Here is a 20,570-nt window from a genome sequence, read left to right on the forward strand (position 1 = left end):
TTTGAAAAAATGTTCTTCTATTTTAAGCATAAGATTGGAGAGAAAAAGGGTGAAAACATATATTGTTCGTAGGTTGTTACAAATGATTCCTACACTGCTTGGTACATCAATTATTATCTTCGTCCTGTCCGCACTTCTTCCTGGGGATTATATTGATTCAAACCCGAAAATTACACCGGAAAGAGCAGCTGAACTGAGGGAGTTATATGGGTTGAACAAACCAATTGTTGAGCGTTATTTTCATTGGTTAGGTAATGCATTGCAAGGGGACTTTGGCTTTTCGCTTCAATATCAAGAGCCTGTAACGTCATTATTAAATAAATTTATTTGGAATTCTTTTAGTGTAGCAATTATTGCATTGTTTTTTATTTGGCTAATTGCACTTATTATCGGTGTATTCTCGGCGACGAAGCAACATTCTTTATTCGATAAACTTGTAACAATCGGTGTTTTTGCAGCAATGTCATTCCCTTCATTCTTTATCGGTTTGTTTTTAATTAAGGTGTTTGCGGTTGACTTTAAGTTATTACCGATAGGTGGAATGATTGATGTTGGCAGTAATTCAACAGGATTTGCTTACGTGATAGAAGTTGCAAAACATATGATTTTACCAGTATTTATTTTGACACTTCTTGGGGTCGGCTCGCTAACTCGTTATTTTAGAACAAGTATGTTAGAGGTTGTAAGACAAGATTACATACGAACAGCAAGAGCGAAAGGTTTGAAGGAGAAGACGGTTATTTATAAGCATGCATTAAAAAATGCAATTTTACCGGCAATTACGTTATTAGCATTTGAATTACCTGGATTGTTTTCTGGGGCAATTATTATTGAACAAATTTTTAACTGGCCAGGGATTGGTAATATTCAATTAGAAGCATTAAATTTCCGTGACTATACAGTATTGATGGCATTTACGATGTTTCTTTCTTGTTTAACAATCGTTTCAAACTTTTTAGCAGATATCGTATATGCAGTTGTTGATCCAAGAATTCGGTTGAAGTAAGGGGGGAAAGAAATGGAGACTGTTACAGTAATTACAGAAAAAAAAGAAAAAAAGAGAAGAAATGAATCATCACCATGGCGACAAGCTTTTAAAAAGATAAAGAAAAATAAGATGGCACTTGTAGGGTTTTATGCATTAATTTTTATGTTTTTATTTTGTTTTATCGGTCCGTTCTTTTCTCCATATGCATCAGGAAAAATACAAGTTGCGCTCATTAACAAACCACCTAGTTTTTCTCATTGGCTTGGTACAGATCAATTAGGAAGAGATATTTTAACAAGGCTTATGCAAGCGGGACGTATTTCATTAACCATTGGTTTAGCTTCAATGGTTTTATCGGTTATACTTGGAGCTTTATTAGGAGCGATTGCAGGTTTTTATCGTGGTATTGTGGACAATATTATTATGCGACTTGCAGATATTTTAATGTCGATGCCAGGATTACCGTTACTTATTATAATGGGTGCGATTTTATCAGAGTGGAAAGTACCGTCTGATTATCGTTTGTATGTCATTATGATTATTTTAAGTTTAGTAGGTTGGCCAGGGCTTGCACGCCTTGTAAGAGGGCAAATTTTATCACTTAGGGAGCAAGCATTTATGCAAGCTGCGGATGTGTTAGGAATAAAAGATTACCGGAAAATTATATATCACTTAATACCTAATGTTTTACCCATTTTAATTGTCGTATCTACATTAGGTGTTGCAGGTTCTATTTTGGGAGAATCCGCACTAAGTTACTTAGGTCTCGGAGTCGTTCCACCTACACCATCATGGGGGAACATGATTAGCGCAGCTAACTCATTAATCGATTTCCAAAAGCGTCCATGGTTATGGATTCCGCCTGGTTTTGCAATCTTTATAACAGTTGTATCAATTAATTTACTTGGTGATGCACTTCGTGATGCATTAGATCCAAAGATGAGACGGTAGGTGAGGAGATATGAGTAAAGCGGTAGTAGAGCTGAAAGATTTACAAACACACTTTCAGACAGAAGAAGGGACAGTAAAAGCTGTGAATCATGTTAGTTTTTCTGTTCGAGAAGGTGAAACTGTTTGTGTTGTAGGTGAATCTGGTTGTGGAAAAAGTGTAACGGCGTTATCTATTATGGGACTTATTGCTGAATCAGGCAGTGTAGTAGGTGGAGATATTTTATATGAAGGAAAAAGTCTTTTAGGAATGAAAGAGAAAGAGCTTCGTAGTTTACGAGGGAATGATATTGCGATGATTTTCCAAGAACCGATGACATCGCTAAACCCCGTCTTCACTGTAGGAGAGCAAATTGTAGAAACGTTAAGGGAGCATGAATTACTTAGTAAAAATGAAGCATATAAGAAGGCAATTGAGTTAATTCGTAAAGTTGGCATAGCCCGCGCTGATGAAATCGTCCATTCTTATCCGCATGAACTGAGCGGCGGGATGTTACAACGTATTATGATTGCTGTTGCACTTAGTTGTAATCCTAAGTTATTAATTGCGGATGAACCAACAACAGCTCTTGATGTTACTATTCAGGCTCAAATATTGGATCTACTAAGACAAGTGAAAGAAGAATTTAAAACGTCGATTTTATTAATTACACATGACTTAGGTGTCGTAGCGGAAATGGCTGATTATGTTGTCGTTATGTATGGCGGGAAAGTTATTGAAGAAGCCCCAGTACTAGAGATATTCCAAAATCCAAAACATCCTTATACGAAAGGATTATTGAAATCAAAACCAGTAATGGGAAAACGAATAGATAAACTATATTCTATTCCAGGGCAAGTTCCGAATTTAGTTGGTTTAGGTGAGTTTTGCTACTTTAGTGGGCGTTGCGAGCATTGTATGGGAATATGTGGAAAAGAAGCCCCAAATCTAAATGTAAATGATGAAAATCATAAAGTAGCTTGCTGGCTATATGAGGAGCGTGCGGAACAATGAGTGAACCATTATTAGAGGTGAAAAATCTAAAGACATATTTTCCAATTAAGGGTGGCGTATTTAGTAGAACAATTGGGCATGTAAAAGCGGTTGATGGAGTAAGTTTTACTATTAATAAAGGTGAAGTGTTTGGTCTCGTTGGCGAATCAGGGAGCGGAAAAACAACAATAGGAAAAACAATTTTACGCCTCGTTCAAAAAACGGAGGGAGAAGTGAAGTTTAAAGGGAAAGATGTTCATTCTTTATCCAAGGATGAATTAAGAAAACATCGCCCTAATATGCAGCTCGTTTTCCAAGATCCATTTAGCTCATTAAATCCGAGAATGAGAATTGGAGAAGCGCTTGGAGAGCCAATGTTGGCCCACGGATTAGCGACGAAAGAAAATGTTCGTGAAAAGGTAATTGAAGTATTGGAGTTATGTGGGTTAGCTCCTTATCATATTGACCGGTATCCCCATGAATTTTCTGGTGGACAACGTCAGCGTATCGTAATCGCAAGAGCTATGGTATTAAATCCGGAATTTATTGTAGCTGATGAACCTGTGGCGGCACTAGATGTATCTATCCAAGCACAAATTATTAATTTATTTAGTGAGTTACAAGAGAAAAAGGGATTATCTTATTTATTCATTTCGCATGATTTAAGTGTAGTAGAACATTTATGTACGAAAATCGGAATTATGTATTTAGGTACGATTGTGGAGACAGCACCGCGTGATGAGTTATTTACCAATCCGCTACATCCTTATACGAAAGCATTGTTATCAGCTGTTCCAATACCAGATCCAACAGTGAAGCGAGAGCGAATTATACTAGAAGGGGATATTCCAAGTCCAGCAAATCCACCTTCGGGCTGTCGTTTTCATACACGTTGCCCATTTGCGACGGATGTTTGTAAAAAAATAGTACCAGAATTCCGTAATGTTGGTGCAGAGCATTTTGTTGCTTGTCATCACGTATAAAAAAGGACTCTTTCAAATTGAAAGAGTCCTTTTTTATTTACTAGATGAAGTTTGTTTCAATACAAATTGCTCGATTGCGTGAGCAACACCATGTTCATTGTTTGTTAGTGTTACAACATCACATAGCTTTTTTACATCTTCTTCAGCGTTGCCCATTGCAACAGATAAGCCTGCTACTTCTAACATCGGTACATCATTAAAATTATCACCAATAGCAACTGTATCTTCAATAGGGATATTAAAATGAGCTGCCATCTGCTGTATCCCGTTTCCTTTATGTCCATTCTTATCCATAATTTCTAAGTTAGTAGGAGCTGATGCTGTAACCATAATATCAGCATCTTCTTGTAATATACTTAATAGTTGTGCGCGATGCGCTGCATTAAACGTTAAAATGAAGAATTTAGATATTTCTAGTTCTTGGTTATTTACAACATCTTCTATTTTTTTGAAATCAGTAATTAGGTTCGATTTCTTTTGCTTTTCTGTAATTCGTTCAAGTTCCTCTAATGTAACATCAAGCGCATGCTTATTTTCTTCGAATGCTTGCATCACTTGATCTTGCCATGTATATGGAGAATAAACTCCTTTATTCGTATATAGCTTATATGGGAAACCTTCAGATTCTAGTAATTTTGCAAGTTTGTACACTTTGTCGTTTTGTATACAACGCGAGTTAATTACTTTTCCATCCACATAAACAATAGCCCCATTGCTCGCTCCGACTGGAAGAGATAATTTATATTCTTCCAATAGCTTTAAAGCATCCTCTTTCGCACGACCAGAACAGATCATTACAATATGACCAGCTTCTTGTGCAGTTTGGATTGCTTGTAGGTTTTCTTTGGAGATTTCAAGATTAGATGATAGTAGTGTACCATCCATATCTAATGCGATTAATTTCAAAATGACCACCTCTTTGTTTTTATTATACATAGTTATATAGAGGAAACATATAAACTTATCTTGGAAAGACGGTATTTTATCTCATATTAAAAGTAAGTAAAGATTAGATAGGTTTAGTGTCACTAAATAAACGATTTGTAACAAAAATAGAGAGGAATATGAATACATTTCACTTTATGACTGTAATGTTACACGAATGTTACAAACGTGAACTTAGTGAAAAACGCATTAAATAAAGGTTTTTGAGGGTTATTATAAAAAAACGTAAAAAAAGTGTAATAAATTTTACGTAATTATATTGCAACGTAATAATAGTTATGTTACATTAATGTTACAAACGTTACGTTATCAAAATTAATGTAACGTTAACATAAAAACTATGAAATAAACATTTCTTAGAAATTACATATAGATAACTTATAAAAAGGGAGGATAAATGATATGAAAGAGCAAGTATTACAAGTAACAAAAGGTGATTTCGTAGGATCAGCAAGTGGAGCGGTAGTATTAACAGCATTAATCGTATTTCTATCAAGCGTATTAGTATAATAGAAGTTTTGTAACAAAAGAAAAAGAAGGGAGAATGAAAGATATGAAAGAGCAAGTATTACAAGTAACAAAAGGTGACTTCGTAGGATCAGCAAGTGGAGCGGTAGTATTAACAGCGTTAATCGTATTTCTATCAAGCGTATTAGTATAATAGAAGCTTTGTAACAAAAGAAAAAAGAAGGGAGAATGAAAGATATGAAAGAGCAAGTATTACAAGTAACAAAAGGTGACTTCGTAGGATCAGCAAGTGGAGCAGTAGTATTAACAGCGTTAATCGTATTTCTATCAAGCGTATTAGTATAATAGAAGCTTTGTAACAAAGGAAAAAGAAGGGAGAATGAAAGATATGAAAGAGCAAGTATTACAAGTAACAAAAGGTGACTTCGTAGGATCAGCAAGTGGAGCGGTAGTATTAACAGCATTAATCGTATTTTTATCAAGTGTATTAGTATAATAGAAGTTTTAAATCAAACAAAAAAGGAAGGAGAATGAGGGATATGAACAGTGAACAAGTGTTTCAAGTAACAAAAACAGATTTATTAGGATCCTTAGGTGGAGCAGTAATATTAACATCATTTATTCTATTCCTTGCAAATGTATTAGTATGAGATATATAAATACAATCATTCAAAAAAAATAAAGACTCTAACGTATTAGTAAGTAGTTAATATGTTGGAGTCTTTTTTATATTCTTCTTATATCCCCTCAAGTATTAAAGTTACCTCATTATCCAGCATTCATGGCTAATTAAACGCTGCGGTTGAAACTTGATTCAACGAATAATCAAAAATCCACTGAATAAAATCCCGCTTTATTTCAAAGAGAAAAAAGTCGAATTTTATATGTAAGAAAAAAAGAGGAATTTGACAGAAAAGATAGAAAATTTTAAAGGTCAGAATTTGTTAGCTTGCTAACTAATTTCTATTAATTAATGTTGGAAGCGTTTTCGGTTGGTTTTAAGTATGGACCATTTAATCTATTTACAGGGGGATGAAGATATTATGAAACAAAAATCTATGGATACGCTAGCTGCACAAATGGAGGACTTTTTTCCAGTACGTGATGTAGATCATTTGGAATTTTACGTAGGGAATGCAAAGCAATCGAGTTATTATCTTGCGAGAGCGTTCGGATTCAAAATTGTGGCTTACTCTGGATTAGAAACTGGAAACCGTGAAAAGGTCTCTTATGTTCTTGTGCAAAAAAATATGCGTTTCGTTGTGTCTGGAGCTTTAAGTAGTGAAAATCGTATTGCAGAGTTTGTAAAGACTCATGGTGATGGCGTGAAGGATGTGGCACTACTTGTTGATGATGTTGATAAAGCATACTCAGAAGCAGTGAAACGTGGTGCCGTCGCAATTGCTCCACCGCAGGAATTAACAGATGAGGACGGTACATTGAAAAAAGCAGTTATTGGTACGTATGGTGATACAATTCATACGCTTGTAGAGCGTAAAAATTATAAAGGGGCATTTATGCCAGGATTCCAAAAGGTAGAATTTAATATTCCATTTGAAGAGTCTGGTTTAATTGCTGTTGATCATGTAGTTGGTAATGTTGAAAAAATGGAAGAGTGGGTTAGTTATTACGAGAATGTTATGGGCTTTAAACAAATGATTCATTTTGATGATGACGATATTAGTACAGAGTATTCGGCGTTAATGTCGAAAGTTATGACGAATGGAAGTCGTATTAAGTTTCCTATTAACGAACCAGCAGATGGAAAGAGAAAGTCACAAATTCAAGAGTATCTAGAATTCTATAATGGAGCTGGTGTACAACATCTTGCTTTATTAACAAGTGATATTGTTAAAACAGTTGAAGCGCTTCGTGCAAATGGTGTGGAGTTTTTAGATACACCTGATACTTATTATGATGAGTTAACTGCACGAGTTGGAAAAATCGATGAAGAAATTGATAAGTTAAAAGAATTAAAGATCTTAGTAGATCGTGATGATGAAGGTTACTTACTACAAATCTTTACGAAACCAATTGTAGATCGCCCGACTTTATTTATTGAAATCATTCAACGTAAAGGTTCTCGTGGATTTGGTGAAGGAAACTTTAAAGCGTTATTCGAATCAATTGAAAGAGAACAAGAGCGTCGCGGAAACTTATAAGATTTGTATCCACCAGCAAAAGTCCCTTTGCTGGTGGAAATTTCATTTTTATAAGGAGGAATCAGGATGAAATTTGTTACATTTCGTCTTCCTTCAAAAGAACTACGGGCTGGATGGCTTGAAGGTGACAAAGTAATAGATATGAATCTTGCTAGTGAAGGGAAAATCCCTTCTTCTATGATTGCTTTTTTAGAGAAAGCGGATGAGTATGTAGAAGTAGTGCGGAATATTAAGAATCCAAATAAGGGTATATATGCTTTAGAAGAAGTACAATTGACAGCTGCTCTTCCTAATCCGAGTAGTATTCGAGATTTTTACGCATTTGAACAACATGTAAAAACAGCTCGCGGACGAAGAGGATTAGATGTTGTGCCTGAATGGTATGATATTCCGGTTTTTTATTTTACTAATCATCGTGCTGTAATTGGTTCCAGTGATTTTGTAATTGGTCCGAAAAAGTCTAAAAAGCTTGATTATGAGTTGGAGATTGCTTGCGTAATAGGAAGAGAAGGGCGAAATATTTCTCGTGAGCAAGCAGAGGAATATATTTTTGGTTATTGTATTATGAACGACTGGAGTGCGAGAGACTTACAAGCAACAGAAATGAAAGTAGGTCTCGGTCCAGCGAAAGGAAAAGACTTTGCAACTTCTTTAGGAGCACATCTTGTTACGAAAGAGGAATTAGACGTTTATCGTAATGGTGATCGATATAATTTAGAAATGACTGCTCATGTAAATGGAAAACTATTATCAAAAGGAAACTTCCAAGATATTTACTATACATTTGCTGAAATGATTGAACGTGCTTCAGAGGACGTTACGTTATATCCAGGAGATGTGATTGGTTCTGGGACAGTAGGAACAGGATGTATTTTAGAACTGGGTACAGAAGAGTGGCTACAAGATGGAGATGTTGTAGAACTGTCGATTACTGGTTTAGGTACACTACGTAATACGATCAAAAAAGAAAAGGAAGCGGGTGATGGGCATGTTTTATCGTCACATGGGAGAACTACCTCATAAACGACATGTACAATTTCGTAAAAAAGATGGATCGCTTTATCGTGAACAGGTAATGGGAACAAAAGGTTTTTCTGGTACGCAGTCTATTTTGTATCATCATTATATGCCGACAGAAGTAGGTCATTCTGCATTATCGCATTCTTGTCAGTTGCAGTATGAAGAGGATGTTGCTCTTTCTCATCGCCACTTTCGAACGAAAGAAAGTAAAAAAAGTGGTGATGCAATAAGTGGACGGAATTTCATACTTGGAAATGAAGATTTATTAATTGGAGTAGTGAGTCCAACAGAAAAAATGGATTATTTCTATCGTAATGGTGATGGCGACGAAATGTTATTTGTTCATTATGGAACAGGGAAAATTGAAACGATGTTTGGAACGATTCACTATAGAAAAGGCGACTATGTAACGATTCCAATTGGAACGATTTATCGTGTTATTCCAGATGAAGGAGAGACTAAGTTTCTTGTTGTAGAGGCGAATAGCCAAATTACAACGCCGCGTCGTTATCGAAATGAATACGGACAATTGTTAGAGCATAGTCCGTTTTGTGAAAGAGATCTTCGTGGTCCAGAAAAATTAGAGACATATGATGAAAAAGGCGAGTTTGTCGTAATGACAAAATCAAGAGGCTATATGCATAAACATGTTTTAGGACACCACCCGTTAGATGTTGTGGGATGGGATGGCTATTTATATCCGTGGGTATTTAATGTAGAGGATTTTGAACCAATTACAGGGCGCATTCATCAGCCACCGCCAGTACATCAAACATTTGAAGGACATAATTTTGTTATTTGTTCTTTCGTACCACGTTTATACGATTATCATCCAGAGTCAATTCCGGCACCATATTATCATAGTAATGTTAATAGTGATGAAGTTCTTTACTATGTAGAAGGAAACTTTATGAGTCGCAAAGGTGTGGAAGAAGGTTCTATTACACTTCATCCGAGCGGGATTCCCCATGGGCCGCATCCGGGGAAAACAGAGGCAAGTATAGGGAAGAAAGAGACGCTTGAATTAGCTGTTATGATAGACACATTCCGTCCGCTTCGTATTGTAAAACAAGCACATGAAACAGAAGATGAAAAGTATATGTATAGCTGGATTGAACAAGGTTCATATACTGTGAAATAAGTAAAAAAGGCATGCTCTCAATAAGGGGGCATGCCTTTTTCACGGAATCGACATGTATAATAATACCAAAAAAATAATGGAAAGATATATAGAAAGAATAATAAGGGGCGTGCATATTCAGAAGAATTTCTACTTGTTTCGACAAAAGTATTGACTAGGAAAAGCGTAATGAGTAAAATAAAAAAGCGAATTAAAAATTTTCAGAAAATTTAAAACTTGGAGGAGTGAAAGATGAAGCAAATTTTTCAAAAGAAGCCAATTGCAAAGTTAATGCAAGAAAGTAAGCAAAAAACGTTAGCAAGAACATTGGGCGCGCTAGATTTAACTATGCTTGGAATCGGAGCAATTGTTGGAACTGGTATTTTTGTTCTAACGGGTGTTGTGGCAGCGAAACATTCTGGGCCAGCTATTATATTATCATTTGCGATTGCCGCTCTAGCTTGTGCCTTTGCTGCATTTTGTTATGCTGAATTTGCTTCTTCAGTTCCTGTCTCGGGCAGTGTGTATACGTATACATACGCGACGATGGGGGAAGTATTCGCATTTTTAATTGGCTGGGACTTAATGCTGGAATATTTACTTGCTACATCTGCTGTAGCGAACGGTTGGTCTGCATATTTTCAATCTTTATTAAAGGGGTTTGGAATTCATATTCCGACTATTCTCTCCTCGGCTCCTGGTACAGGTAAGGGTGGAATAATTGATCTACCTGCAGTTCTAATTATTTTAGTGATGACAGTTCTTTTATCTAGGGGTGTTCGTGAAAGTGCACGAGTAAATAACATTATGGTATTTATTAAAATAGCAGTTGTTCTTATTTTTATCTTTGCTGGTTTTAATTATGTGAAACCTGAAAACTGGACGCCTTTTATGCCATTTGGTTTAGATGGTGTAATGGCTGGAGCGGCTACAGTATTCTTCGCATTTATAGGATTTGATGCAGTTTCAACAGCGGCAGAAGAAGTGAAACGTCCGCAACGTGATTTACCAATTGGTATTATTGCATCGTTATTAATTTGTACAGTTCTTTATATCGTTGTTTCGCTTATTTTGACAGGAATTGTTCCATACGGACAGCTAAATATATCAGATCCAGTTGCTTTTGCACTTCAATTTATTGGACAAGATGGTTTAGCGGGGGTAATTTCGGTAGGAGCAATTACAGGAATTACAACAGTAATGCTAGTTATGATGTATGGGCAAGTTCGTGTTTCTTATGCGATGAGCCGAGATGGTTTACTGCCGAAACGTCTTGCTAAAGTTCATCCGAAATTTAAAACGCCATTTTTAAATACATGGACAACGGGAATTATTGCGGCACTGATTTCAGGATTAATAGATTTAAATGTTTTAGCACATCTTGTAAATATGGGGACATTGTCAGCATTTGCACTCGTAGCTGTTGCGGTAATCGTAATGAGAAGAACACATCCAGACTTACCAAGGGCATTTAAGGCTCCGCTTGTACCATTTTTACCAGCATTAACAGTGATCTTCTGTTTATACTTAATGCTTCAATTATCGGGGACAGCATGGATTAGTTTTGGGATATGGATGGTTATTGGTATAGCGGTTTACTTCTTATATAGCCGAAAACATAGTGCTTTAAATAATAGTAAAAAAGAAGAAGATGTTGCAAATTTATAAGTGAAAAAATCCATTCTAATTCTGTTAGAATGGATTTTTTATTTGAAAATTTACATTTTTCTGAACTTATTATAAGATAATTGTTGGCTAACTAAAGGGGTGAAATGATGAAAAATACGTGGCGTGAGTTAAGGGAGATGGACCGTAACGTATGGAGTCGATTTATTGGAGAGACGTTAAATGGAATTGCAATGATGATGTTAATGCCTTTTTTTGCATTATATTTAAAAGATAAGGTGGATTCGTTGTTGGAAGTTGGGGTTATTATGGCGCTTTCTCCAATTGCTGCAAGTTTTGGATCACTTATAGGAGGGAGAATTGCTGACATATATGGAAGAAAGCCTATTATGATATTTTCTATGGCAAGTAATGCATTATTAATGCTCGGTTTTCTATTTATAGAAGGATTTATTCCATATGCAATTTTATCTATTTTTTTAGGGTTGAGTAATTCTTTATTTCATCCAGCTGCATCAGCTATGGTCGCGGATGTAACGGCACCAGAAAAAAGAACAGAGGCATATGGTTTATTACGAATGGGACACAATATAGGTGCTGCGATTGGTCCGATAATGGGAGCATCAGTAGTTGTGTTGTCAAAGAACCTTGTGTTTATTATTGCCTCTTCTACAATGCTATTTTATGCGTTACTTGTATTACTTCTTATTCAAGAGACGATGCCAAAAAGGACAGATAAGGAAGAACATAAAGAAAAGGAAGCTGGGGCAGTTTGGAAAATTGTAATGCGAGATAAGGCATTAATGATTTACTTATTAGCAGGCATTATCATTTCGATGGGGTTTTCTCAAACCGAAGGCATGTTGCCACTACATTTTGATAATGAAATGAAGCATATTTTTGGAACGAATAATCCATATCCATATTTAATGGCGTTAAACGGACTATTAGTTGTTTTATTCCAATTTCAAATTTCAAAATGGGCTACGGATAAACCAGTCGGGAAGACGATGTTATATGGTGCATGTTTATTCGGGATTGGATTATTTTTTATAGGGTGGTTACCGAAGTGGTTTGGAGAATTTAATACAAATGCTACAATTATTTTAATAATACTACTGTTCGTTTATGCTATATATACGTTAGGTGAGATGATTATGTCGCCTGTACAGATGACATTTGTAGCAAATTTGGCCCCTGAGCATTTGAGAGGGACTTATATGGGAGCTGCAAGTTTGCAGTGGATTACAGGAAGCGCATTTGGTCCACTTTTGGGCGGTTTTTTATTAGATCGATTACTTGGTCACTTTCTATTTACAATTTTAGCTGTAGGATGTGTAGTTGCAGGTATTGTATATGTTTCTTTAGATCGCCTTGTGGAGCAAAGGCAAAAAGACACACTAACCAAACAATCTTCTTAGTGAATAGGTGACATACACAAAAAAGGGGATTTCTACATATTTTAGGTACATAACTAGATTAGATTGCCATTTTATTTTGTGTAGTTATATAGAAAATGAAATGAAAAACCAATAAGTGATGTTATTTAATTATTTATGGAAGTTACATTTTATTTCAAATAGGAACTACCTATTTTTATAAAAAGTGCTAAAATAGAAAAATGAAAACAATTGGTTAGGGTGATTTCATTGACGAAAATTAAATTAGGTTTATTATATGGTGGAAAATCAGCTGAGCATCAAGTTTCGCTACAGACGGCTCTTGCTGCTATTAAAGCGTTAAATCAAGATAAATTCGAGATTCATCCAATTTATATTACAGAACAAGGTCAATGGATACGCGGTGAGCGTATTGAAGGCGAAGTAACAGATGTTGAAGCTTTAAAAATGAGCGGTGCAGAAAATGCGATTTCTCCGTTATCATTAAGTACAGAAATTATCCCATCTGCAGCTTCTGAGGAGAACGCTATTGACGTTATTTTCCCATTACTACATGGACCAAACGGTGAAGATGGAACGGTTCAAGGACTATTAGAATTAATGAATATCCCTTATGTAGGAAATGGTGTTCTAGCATCATCTGCTGGTATGGATAAAGTTGTTATGAAAAACATCTTTGCAGAGGCTGGTTTAAAACAAGCAAAATATGCATCCTTCATTCGTAGTGCATGGGAAAAAAATCGTGAGGAAGCTTATTCTAAAGTAGAAGATAAGTTAGGATATCCTTGCTTCGTAAAACCAGCGAACCTTGGTTCAAGTGTTGGTATTAATAAGTGTAAAAATCGTGAAGAACTTGAGGATGCATTTGTAGAGGCATTCCAATTTGATCGCAAAATTATTGTAGAAGAAAATATTGTAGGTCGTGAAGTAGAAGTTGGGGTACTAGGTAATGATGAGCCGAAATGTTCAGTTGTAGGTGAAATCGTTCCGAAAAAGGACTTCTATGATTATAAGTCGAAATATATCGATGGTGATACGGCGCTAATTATTCCAGCTGAAATGACAGAAGAAGAATCTAATGTAATTAAGCGTGATGCGATTATTGCATTCCAATCATTAGACGGTGCAGGTTTAACGCGAGCTGATTTCTTCTTAACGAAAGATGGAGAAGTGTATATTAACGAAGTAAACACAATGCCAGGATTTACACCGTTCAGTATGTTCCCTCTATTATGGCAACATACTGGGTTACCGTATCCAGAATTAATCGAAGAGCTAATTCGTTTAGCGATTGAACGTCACGAAGAAAAACAAAAAATTAAATATACAATCTAACAAAAAAGGAGGAAGCACTATTCATAGGAATAGTGCTTCCTCTATGTAAGGAGCGTTTCTATATGATAAAGCGAATGTTAAAGCAAGTGGAACAGATGGTAAATGGTACTGAATTAGCAGAGCAATATGAGGGAATTACTATTCAAGGCGTGTCTATTGATACGAGAAAAATTGAAAAAGGAAACTTGTATGTTCCGATTCAAGGGGAGCGCTTCGATGGACATGCTTTTGTAGATAAAGCTGTTGAAAATGGAGCTGTGGCTACATTATGGATGAAAGATGTAGCGAATCCACCTGAGAATCTTCCGGTTATTTTTGTAGAAGACACGCTATCGGCATTGCAAATGTTAGCGAAAAACTATCGCGATCAATTGGATGTTAAAGTTGTAGGTGTAACGGGTAGTAACGGTAAAACATCTACGAAAGATATTGTAACAAGTCTTCTTGCGACTAAATTCAAAGTGCAAAAAACAGAAGGGAACTTCAATAACCATATCGGATTACCTCTTACCATTTTAAACTTAGAAGAAAATACAGAAGTAGCAGTATTAGAGATGGGTATGTCAAGCCGAGGCGAAATTGAATTCTTATCTAAGTTAGCTCGTCCTAATGCAGCTATCATTACAAATATTGGTGAGGCACATTTAATGGATTTAGGATCTCGTGAGGCAATTGCTGAAGCGAAATTAGAAATTGTTACAGGATTACAAGAAGGTGGCGTGTTCGTATATAACGGAGATGAGCCTTTATTAACGAATCGTGTTCCTGGAATGAATTTAGCAGCAGAAACGGTTACGTTTGGTGATGCAAGAGCAAACGATTATTATCCAACGACTGTAACATTACAAGCAACTGGGACACATTTCAAAATGAATAGAGATGGAAATATTTCATTCTACTTACCGGTGTTAGGAAAACATAATGTGTATAATACACTTGCTTCAATGGCAATTGCGAAACATTTTGGTGTAACGTGGGAAGAGATGAAAGAAGGTTTAGTAACACTTCAAATGACGGGCATGCGTATGGAAATTGTGAAAACAAATAGTGGTTTAACAATTATCAACGATGCTTATAATGCAAGTCCGACGGCTATGGAAGCAGCATTCCATTTAATGAATGGTTTAGATGGTTTTGCTAAAAAAATCGTTGTGCTCGGTGATATGTTAGAACTTGGAGATCAAGAAGTACAGTTCCATTATGAGGTAGGAAAATTAATCGATCCAGCAAAAATCTCACATGTATTCACATACGGTAGATTAGGGGCTCAAATTGCTGAAGGAGCGAAAATTAATTTCCCTAATGAACGTGTAAAGGCGTATGATAATAAAGAAGAGTTAGTAAAAGATTTACAAGCAGTAGTCGATGTGAAAGATGTTGTATTAATAAAAGCGTCTCGCGGTATGAAATTAGAAGAAGTAATTACGATGTTGAAATAATTGGTGTATATAAATAGGGATGATAGTTACGAAAATAGAAGAAACTTATAATAAGCGCTTACAGTAAATATAAAAAAATAAAAGTGAAGAAAAAAACTCTGAATATGAAAATAAGGTAACAGTTGGGTTTGCTTTTTACACATACAAAACTTATAATTGATAAAGTGTAATAACGTTTAGAAGTATTTTCGTGAAGAATATACGCCCGTTTATATACGTGAGCATTCAGGAAAAGGGCTTTTCCGCAAATTCGGAAAACGCCTTTTTTTAAATGATAAGTATAGGATAGAAAAGGAGAAGTAACATTGACAACATTTCGAGAATTAGGATTAAGTGATTCTTTACTGCAATCTGTTGAAAGTATGGGCTTTGAAGAGGCTACACCAATTCAAGCTGAAACAATTCCACATGCATTGCAAGGTAAAGATATTATTGGGCAAGCGCAAACAGGTACAGGGAAAACAGCAGCATTCGGATTACCACTATTAGATAAAGTGGATACACATAAAGAATCGGTTCAAGGTATTGTTATCGCGCCAACGCGTGAATTAGCAATTCAAGTTGGAGAAGAATTATACAAAATTGGTAAGCATAAACGCGTTCGTATTTTACCAATTTATGGTGGTCAAGATATTAACCGCCAAATTCGTGCTCTAAAAAAACACCCACACATTATTGTTGGTACGCCGGGTCGTATTTTAGATCATATTAACCGTAAAACACTTCGTCTGCAAAACGTAGAGACAGTTGTTCTTGACGAAGCGGATGAAATGTTAAACATGGGCTTCATTGAAGACATTGAAGCAATTTTAACAGATGTGCCAGAAACACATCAAACATTACTATTCTCAGCGACAATGCCGGATCCAATCCGCCGTATTGCTGAGCGTTTCATGACTGAGCCTCAACACATTAAAGTAAAAGCAAAAGAAGTAACAATGCCAAACATTCAGCAGTTCTATTTAGAAGTGCAAGAAAAGAAAAAGTTTGACGTGTTAACACGCTTATTAGATATTCAATCTCCAGAGCTTGCAATCGTATTCGGTCGTACAAAGCGTCGTGTTGATGAATTATCAGAAGCATTAAACTTACGTGGTTATGCTGCAGAAGGTATTCACGGTGATTTAACTCAGGCGAAACGTATGTCTGTATTACGTAAATTTAAAGAAGGTTCTATTGAAGTTCTTGTTGCAACAGACGTTGCTGCACGTGGTCTTGATATTTCAGGCGTAACGCACGTATATAACTTCGATATTCCACAAGATCCAGAATCATACGTTCACCGTATCGGTCGTACTGGTCGTGCAGGTAAAAAAGGTATTGCAATGCTATTTGTAACACCACGTGAATCAGGACAATTAAAAAATATCGAGCGTACAACAAAACGTAAAATGGACCGTATGGATGCACCGACACTTGACGAGGCATTAGAAGGTCAACAACGTTTAATCGCTGAAAAGCTTCAAAGCACAATTGAAAATGAAAACTTAGCATACTACAAGCGTATTGCAGAAGAAATGTTAGAAGAAAATGACTCTGTAACAGTAGTAGCTGCTGCTTTAAAAATGATGACTAAAGAGCCGGATACAACTCCGATCGCTTTAACATCAGAACCACCTGTTGTTTCAAGAGGCGGCGGTTCTAAAAAACGCGGCGGTAACGGAGGCGGATACCGTGATGGTAACCGTAATCGTAGTCGTGATGCACGCGGCGGTGGCGATGGACGTAATCGTGACCGTAACCGTGATGGACGTAATCGTGACGGAAACCGTGATCGCAATCGTGATGGTAACCGCGATCGTAATCGTGATGGTGGTAGTCGTGGTCGTAGAGGTGAAGGCCAAGGTCGCCCTGGTTCTTCAAATGGACGCGGCGAAAGAAAACATCATAGCCGTCCACAAGCTTAATAAAAAAGAGAATGCCCTTTGCGGGCATTCTCTTTTTTTATTTCTATAATTGTGCATACTACATAATAGTTATGATAGAAAAGGGGCTGTTATATGCTTGTAAGGCTTGGTTACGTTGCGATGAGTGTACATTTGAAGAATGCATCTCCATCTCAAACGATGACGTATGCACAGTTTCAGAAATTAGATGATCGTGATGCTGCAATTCGTAAGCTTGAAAGAATTGCTAATTCCAATTTAGAAAATTGTTTACGTTTATTAAAGCATAATAAAGGACATGACATATCTTTCTTTCGGCTCAGTTCAAAGCTCATTCCTTTAGCGAATCATGAGGAATTGCTAGAGTGGAACTATATTCGTCCGTTAAAAGAAAATTTAAAAAAACTAGGTGAATATGCAGTTCATATGAATATGAGAATTGATTTCCATCCAGATCATTTTGTTGTACTAAATTCACCTGAGGAGAGTGTTTTTAAACAATCTGTAAAAACATTGCAGATGCACAAAAAATTATTAAAAGGCATGGGGATTGAACATAAGCAACGATGTGTACTGCATGTTGGAGGAGGATATAAAGATAAAGAACTTGCATTAGAGCGCTTTATAGAGAATTGGTCGAATGTCCCAAGGGGTATTCAAGAAATGATTATATTAGAAAATGATGATACAACCTTTACGTTAGAGGAAACATTATATTTAGGAGAAAAATTAGATATTCCCGTCGTATTTGACTTGCATCACCATATGATGAATAATGAGCAAGAAGATTGGTATGAAGATTGGGCACGTGTTGTTCATACGTGGGAAACGTCTTTGTTGCCGATTAAAATGCATATCTCTAGCCCTAGAGAGGGAAAAGATCCAAGAGCTCATGCAGATTATATTAATGTAGACGCATTTTTATCTTTTTTAAGAAGGATAAAGGGAAGTGTTCCGCAAATTGATTGTATGATTGAGGCGAAGATGAAGGATGAGTCTTTATTTCAATTAATGAGAGATTTAAGTGAACAAGTAGATGTAGAAATTATCGATGGTGCAAGCTTTTATATTAAATAAGCTTTGCACCATCGTTTTTTTTTGTTAAAAAAGGGGTTAAAATGCCACCGGTTATTAAACCTGTTAAATGACTGATCGGATTGGCAGAAGGGTTAAAGAAAGTAAATAGCAGTAATAGAAGTATCATAATTGAGAAAATGGCAATTTCTTTTGGTTTTGAAGAGCGGTATCGATTGTACAATAAAAATAACTGTGCACCTAATAGTCCGAAAATACCACCTGATGCACCTGCGTGAATATATTCAAGCGGCATAATAATATAAGAAGAAATATTTCCAGAAATTCCAGAGAGAAAAAATAGAATAAAAAAAGAAAAGTGTCCGAGTTGCTTTTCGATAGAAGAACCAAGAGCAAACAAAAAAATACTATTAGAAAGAAAATGTTGTAAGTCTACGTGTACGAGAAGAGAAGTTATGACACGCCACCATTCTCCTTTCGCGATATATTCATTAGAGGCTGCCAGTGGTAAGAGAAAAAAGTCGCCTAATATCATCATGACTAAATGAATAAGCAGTAAGGTAAGAATAGTCGGTTGTAAAGAAATATGAGTGGATCTTATTAGCATACGGTTACTATCACCCCTTTTGCATCAGAAAGATTCTCTGTTATTCTTATCAATATGAAAGAAGAAAGTTAAATAGAAGAAGGGGATTTCGAAATGATTATAGGGATTGGTATCGATATTATTGAATTAAATCGTATTGAAAAAATGCTAGATGGAAAGCTTAAATTTATGGAACGTATTTTAACGGAAAATGAACGTAATGTTGCTATGGAGCTGAAAGGAAGTCGCCTTACAGAGTTTGTAGCTGGAAGGTTTGCAGCGAAAGAGGCGTATTCAAAAGCTGTAGGTACTGGTATCGGAAAAGAAGTGAGTTTTTTAGATATTGAAGTGAAAAATGATGAAAGAGGTAAGCCAATTCTGATTACAAGTACAGAGCATATTGTTCATTTATCAATTAGTCATAGTAAGGAATTTGCTGTTGCTCAAGTTGTTTTAGAAAGCTCGTCACGCTAGTCTGCATATTTTATATCTTTGTCTCATATATTTGAGGTAGCGATAAGGAAGGTACATCTTCCATTCATTTATAGGGGCAAAGGGGCTGAATTGATGAAAAGGCGTCTGTTTTTAGTTCTTGTCGGTTTGTTGACCGTTTTTGTGTTGGCGGGTTGTATGGAAAAGAAGCAAGATGATGTCGTGAGAGATTTAGAATCAAAAGTAAAAGGGATGAAAAGTTATCAAGCTGAGGCAAAATTATCTATTAAAACAGGCAATGAGCCTCAAGAGTATAACGTAGAGATTTGGCATAAGGAACCGTCTTTTTATCGTGTGAATTTAAAAAATGCAAAAAAAGATCAGAGCCAAATTATTTTGAGAAATGAAGAAGGTGTATTTGTATTAACGCCAGCGCTTAATAAGAGCTTCCGTTTTCAAAGTGATTGGCCGCAAAATAGTAGCCAGGCTTATTTATATGAATCACTTGTAAGAGATATTTTGCAGGACAAGAAAAACCTTACTTTTGAGAAAACAGATAAGTATTATATTTTTAAAACAAAAACAAACTATCAACATCAAAATATGTTGCCGAGACAAGAGATTACATTGAATAAGAGCGACTTGACTCCAGTTTCAGTGAAGTTAATGGATAATGATCAAAATGTTCTTGTGAAAGTAGATTTCTCTAAAGTGAAATTCGATGCGAAATTTGATAAAGGTGCATTTGATACGAAACAAAATATGTCTAGAGCGCAGGTAGATGTTCAAACAACAGCGAAAGAAGACAAACCGTTTGCTATTTTGTATCCACTTGATACACCACAAGGTATGACTCTGCAAGATGAAAAAGAGTTGAAGACAGACAGTGGCAAGCGTGCGATACTCACATACACTGGAAATAAGAAATCCTTTACTTTAATACAAGAAAAGGCAAAAGTTGCAGAGGCATCATCAGCGGTAAGTGTAAGTGGAGAACCAGTTGATCTTGGGTTTACGATTGGTGCATTAACAAAAGACTCTGTAACGTGGTCGCATAACGGAGTAGAATATATGCTCGTGTCTAAAGGTTTAGAGCCGAAGGAGCTGTTAATGGTTGCTCGTTCAGTTACAGCGAAGCAGGTGAAGTAAACTTCTTAGACGTGGTGATATATGTGCACCACGTCTTTTCTTAGTTTGAAGGTGGATTTCATAAAAGAAGCATAT

At 36.1% G+C, this 20,570-nt stretch carries 22 protein-coding genes; 20 read left to right on the plus strand and 2 right to left on the minus strand.

Going from position 1 to position 20,570, the window contains the following annotated elements; genetic code table 11:
* Window positions 1-49 precede the first annotated feature (49 nt).
* The 4 genes from ACTFRU_RS28110 to ACTFRU_RS28125 are packed head-to-tail and all read left to right on the plus strand — an operon-like array spanning window position 50 to window position 3,892.
* Complete coding sequence (locus ACTFRU_RS28110) at window positions 50-1,006, plus strand: ABC transporter permease (RefSeq protein WP_440037993.1); 957 nt, start codon at window positions 50-52, stop codon at window positions 1,004-1,006.
* Window positions 1,007-1,018: 12 nt separating this feature from the next.
* Window positions 1,019-1,939 carry an oligopeptide ABC transporter permease gene (gene opp4C / locus ACTFRU_RS28115; RefSeq protein ID WP_000451077.1) on the plus strand — a complete coding sequence of 307 codons (921 nt, stop codon included), beginning with the start codon at window positions 1,019-1,021 and terminating at the stop codon, window positions 1,937-1,939.
* Window positions 1,940-1,949: 10 nt separating this feature from the next.
* On the plus strand, window positions 1,950-2,930 hold the full coding sequence (locus tag ACTFRU_RS28120) for an ABC transporter ATP-binding protein (protein WP_086411323.1): 981 nt from the start codon (window positions 1,950-1,952) through the stop codon (window positions 2,928-2,930).
* Complete coding sequence (locus ACTFRU_RS28125) at window positions 2,927-3,892, plus strand: ABC transporter ATP-binding protein (protein WP_001294518.1); 966 nt, start codon at window positions 2,927-2,929, stop codon at window positions 3,890-3,892. Before ACTFRU_RS28120 ends, ACTFRU_RS28125 begins: the two co-directional genes overlap by 4 nt.
* 33 nt (window positions 3,893-3,925) lie before the next feature.
* On the opposite strand, the gene ACTFRU_RS28130 is transcribed toward ACTFRU_RS28125, so the two are convergent.
* Window positions 3,926-4,798 (minus strand): Cof-type HAD-IIB family hydrolase, encoded by an 873-nt coding sequence (locus ACTFRU_RS28130; RefSeq protein ID WP_000766421.1) that lies wholly within the window; start codon window positions 4,796-4,798, stop codon window positions 3,926-3,928.
* A 441-nt stretch (window positions 4,799-5,239) separates the two neighbouring features.
* On the opposite strand from ACTFRU_RS28130, the gene ACTFRU_RS28135 reads away from it, so the two are divergent.
* The 14 genes from ACTFRU_RS28135 to uvsE all read left to right on the plus strand — a co-directional run bounded on the left by ACTFRU_RS28135 (window position 5,240) and on the right by uvsE (window position 18,370).
* Window positions 5,240-5,347, plus strand: a complete 108-nt coding sequence (locus ACTFRU_RS28135) for a DUF3948 family protein (protein ID WP_000664237.1) — start codon at window positions 5,240-5,242, stop codon at window positions 5,345-5,347.
* 34 nt (window positions 5,348-5,381) lie between these two features.
* The gene (locus tag ACTFRU_RS28140) at window positions 5,382-5,498 is read left to right on the plus strand and encodes a DUF3948 family protein (RefSeq protein WP_000654250.1); all 117 of its coding nucleotides are present in this window, start codon (window positions 5,382-5,384) and stop codon (window positions 5,496-5,498) included.
* A 35-nt stretch (window positions 5,499-5,533) separates the two neighbouring features.
* The gene (locus ACTFRU_RS28145; protein WP_000654250.1) at window positions 5,534-5,650 is read left to right on the plus strand and encodes a DUF3948 family protein; all 117 of its coding nucleotides are present in this window, start codon (window positions 5,534-5,536) and stop codon (window positions 5,648-5,650) included.
* 43 nt (window positions 5,651-5,693) lie between these two features.
* A complete protein-coding gene (locus ACTFRU_RS28150; RefSeq protein WP_000664237.1) occupies window positions 5,694-5,801 on the plus strand; it encodes a DUF3948 family protein in 108 nt (35 codons plus the stop codon).
* A gap of 43 nt (window positions 5,802-5,844) precedes the next feature.
* On the plus strand, window positions 5,845-5,955 hold the full coding sequence (locus ACTFRU_RS28155; protein ID WP_001083690.1) for a DUF3948 family protein: 111 nt from the start codon (window positions 5,845-5,847) through the stop codon (window positions 5,953-5,955).
* Between the two features lie 393 nt (window positions 5,956-6,348).
* On the plus strand, window positions 6,349-7,467 hold the full coding sequence (gene hppD / locus ACTFRU_RS28160) for a 4-hydroxyphenylpyruvate dioxygenase (RefSeq protein WP_000810922.1): 1,119 nt from the start codon (window positions 6,349-6,351) through the stop codon (window positions 7,465-7,467).
* 66 nt (window positions 7,468-7,533) lie between these two features.
* A complete protein-coding gene (locus ACTFRU_RS28165; RefSeq protein ID WP_000674004.1) occupies window positions 7,534-8,490 on the plus strand; it encodes a fumarylacetoacetate hydrolase family protein in 957 nt (318 codons plus the stop codon).
* The gene (locus ACTFRU_RS28170; protein ID WP_013141710.1) at window positions 8,456-9,628 is read left to right on the plus strand and encodes a homogentisate 1,2-dioxygenase; all 1,173 of its coding nucleotides are present in this window, start codon (window positions 8,456-8,458) and stop codon (window positions 9,626-9,628) included. The genes ACTFRU_RS28165 and ACTFRU_RS28170 overlap by 35 nt, the downstream gene beginning before the upstream one ends.
* A 231-nt stretch (window positions 9,629-9,859) precedes the next feature.
* A complete protein-coding gene (locus ACTFRU_RS28175; protein ID WP_000809361.1) occupies window positions 9,860-11,275 on the plus strand; it encodes an amino acid permease in 1,416 nt (471 codons plus the stop codon).
* A gap of 107 nt (window positions 11,276-11,382) precedes the next feature.
* Entirely contained in the window at window positions 11,383-12,654 is a 1,272-nt protein-coding gene (locus tag ACTFRU_RS28180; RefSeq protein WP_440037994.1) for an MDR family MFS transporter, read from the plus strand.
* 228 nt (window positions 12,655-12,882) lie between these two features.
* Window positions 12,883-13,968, plus strand: coding sequence for a D-alanine--D-alanine ligase (locus ACTFRU_RS28185; protein ID WP_016124207.1), 1,086 nt, complete (start codon window positions 12,883-12,885; stop codon window positions 13,966-13,968).
* Between the two features lie 62 nt (window positions 13,969-14,030).
* Window positions 14,031-15,407 (plus strand): UDP-N-acetylmuramoyl-tripeptide--D-alanyl-D-alanine ligase, encoded by a 1,377-nt coding sequence (gene murF, locus ACTFRU_RS28190; protein ID WP_440022962.1) that lies wholly within the window; start codon window positions 14,031-14,033, stop codon window positions 15,405-15,407.
* Window positions 15,408-15,712: 305 nt separating this feature from the next.
* Window positions 15,713-17,314: a DEAD/DEAH box helicase gene (locus ACTFRU_RS28195; protein ID WP_000206585.1), complete on the plus strand. Its 1,602-nt coding sequence runs from the start codon at window positions 15,713-15,715 to the stop codon at window positions 17,312-17,314.
* 93 nt (window positions 17,315-17,407) lie between these two features.
* Complete coding sequence (gene uvsE / locus ACTFRU_RS28200) at window positions 17,408-18,370, plus strand: UV DNA damage repair endonuclease UvsE (RefSeq protein ID WP_000961166.1); 963 nt, start codon at window positions 17,408-17,410, stop codon at window positions 18,368-18,370.
* Here the strand turns inward: uvsE and ACTFRU_RS28205 are convergent.
* Window positions 18,363-18,935: a rhomboid family intramembrane serine protease gene (locus ACTFRU_RS28205; protein ID WP_000908523.1), complete on the minus strand. Its 573-nt coding sequence runs from the start codon at window positions 18,933-18,935 to the stop codon at window positions 18,363-18,365. The two genes, uvsE and ACTFRU_RS28205, sit on opposite strands and share 8 nt — an antisense overlap.
* A gap of 93 nt (window positions 18,936-19,028) precedes the next feature.
* On the opposite strand from ACTFRU_RS28205, the gene acpS reads away from it, so the two are divergent.
* Window positions 19,029-19,388 carry a holo-ACP synthase gene (gene acpS / locus ACTFRU_RS28210; RefSeq protein ID WP_000583415.1) on the plus strand — a complete coding sequence of 120 codons (360 nt, stop codon included), beginning with the start codon at window positions 19,029-19,031 and terminating at the stop codon, window positions 19,386-19,388.
* 156 nt (window positions 19,389-19,544) lie between these two features.
* The gene (locus tag ACTFRU_RS28215; protein ID WP_002004297.1) at window positions 19,545-20,495 is read left to right on the plus strand and encodes a LolA family protein; all 951 of its coding nucleotides are present in this window, start codon (window positions 19,545-19,547) and stop codon (window positions 20,493-20,495) included.
* Window positions 20,496-20,570 lie beyond the last annotated feature (75 nt).

Source organism: Bacillus cereus group sp. MYBK220-1 (genome assembly GCF_051916445.1).
Taxonomy (GTDB): domain Bacteria; phylum Bacillota; class Bacilli; order Bacillales; family Bacillaceae_G; genus Bacillus_A; species Bacillus_A cereus.

Coding starts and splice junctions, on each gene's coding strand:
- ACTFRU_RS28175 (WP_000809361.1), top strand. CDS start 9,860: ATGAAGCAAATTTTTCAAAAGAAGCCAATTGCAAAGTTAATGCAAGAA.
- hppD (WP_000810922.1), top strand. CDS start 6,349: ATGAAACAAAAATCTATGGATACGCTAGCTGCACAAATGGAGGACTTT.
- ACTFRU_RS28145 (WP_000654250.1), top strand. CDS start 5,534: ATGAAAGATATGAAAGAGCAAGTATTACAAGTAACAAAAGGTGACTTC.
- ACTFRU_RS28150 (WP_000664237.1), top strand. CDS start 5,694: ATGAAAGAGCAAGTATTACAAGTAACAAAAGGTGACTTCGTAGGATCA.
- ACTFRU_RS28215 (WP_002004297.1), top strand. CDS start 19,545: ATGGAAAAGAAGCAAGATGATGTCGTGAGAGATTTAGAATCAAAAGTA.
- ACTFRU_RS28140 (WP_000654250.1), top strand. CDS start 5,382: ATGAAAGATATGAAAGAGCAAGTATTACAAGTAACAAAAGGTGACTTC.
- murF (WP_440022962.1), top strand. CDS start 14,031: ATGATAAAGCGAATGTTAAAGCAAGTGGAACAGATGGTAAATGGTACT.
- ACTFRU_RS28205 (WP_000908523.1), bottom strand. CDS start 18,935: ATGCTAATAAGATCCACTCATATTTCTTTACAACCGACTATTCTTACC.
- ACTFRU_RS28170 (WP_013141710.1), top strand. CDS start 8,456: ATGTTTTATCGTCACATGGGAGAACTACCTCATAAACGACATGTACAA.
- ACTFRU_RS28125 (WP_001294518.1), top strand. CDS start 2,927: ATGAGTGAACCATTATTAGAGGTGAAAAATCTAAAGACATATTTTCCA.
- ACTFRU_RS28155 (WP_001083690.1), top strand. CDS start 5,845: ATGAACAGTGAACAAGTGTTTCAAGTAACAAAAACAGATTTATTAGGA.
- ACTFRU_RS28120 (WP_086411323.1), top strand. CDS start 1,950: ATGAGTAAAGCGGTAGTAGAGCTGAAAGATTTACAAACACACTTTCAG.
- ACTFRU_RS28165 (WP_000674004.1), top strand. CDS start 7,534: ATGAAATTTGTTACATTTCGTCTTCCTTCAAAAGAACTACGGGCTGGA.
- ACTFRU_RS28135 (WP_000664237.1), top strand. CDS start 5,240: ATGAAAGAGCAAGTATTACAAGTAACAAAAGGTGATTTCGTAGGATCA.
- ACTFRU_RS28180 (WP_440037994.1), top strand. CDS start 11,383: ATGAAAAATACGTGGCGTGAGTTAAGGGAGATGGACCGTAACGTATGG.
- uvsE (WP_000961166.1), top strand. CDS start 17,408: ATGCTTGTAAGGCTTGGTTACGTTGCGATGAGTGTACATTTGAAGAAT.
- acpS (WP_000583415.1), top strand. CDS start 19,029: ATGATTATAGGGATTGGTATCGATATTATTGAATTAAATCGTATTGAA.
- opp4C (WP_000451077.1), top strand. CDS start 1,019: ATGGAGACTGTTACAGTAATTACAGAAAAAAAAGAAAAAAAGAGAAGA.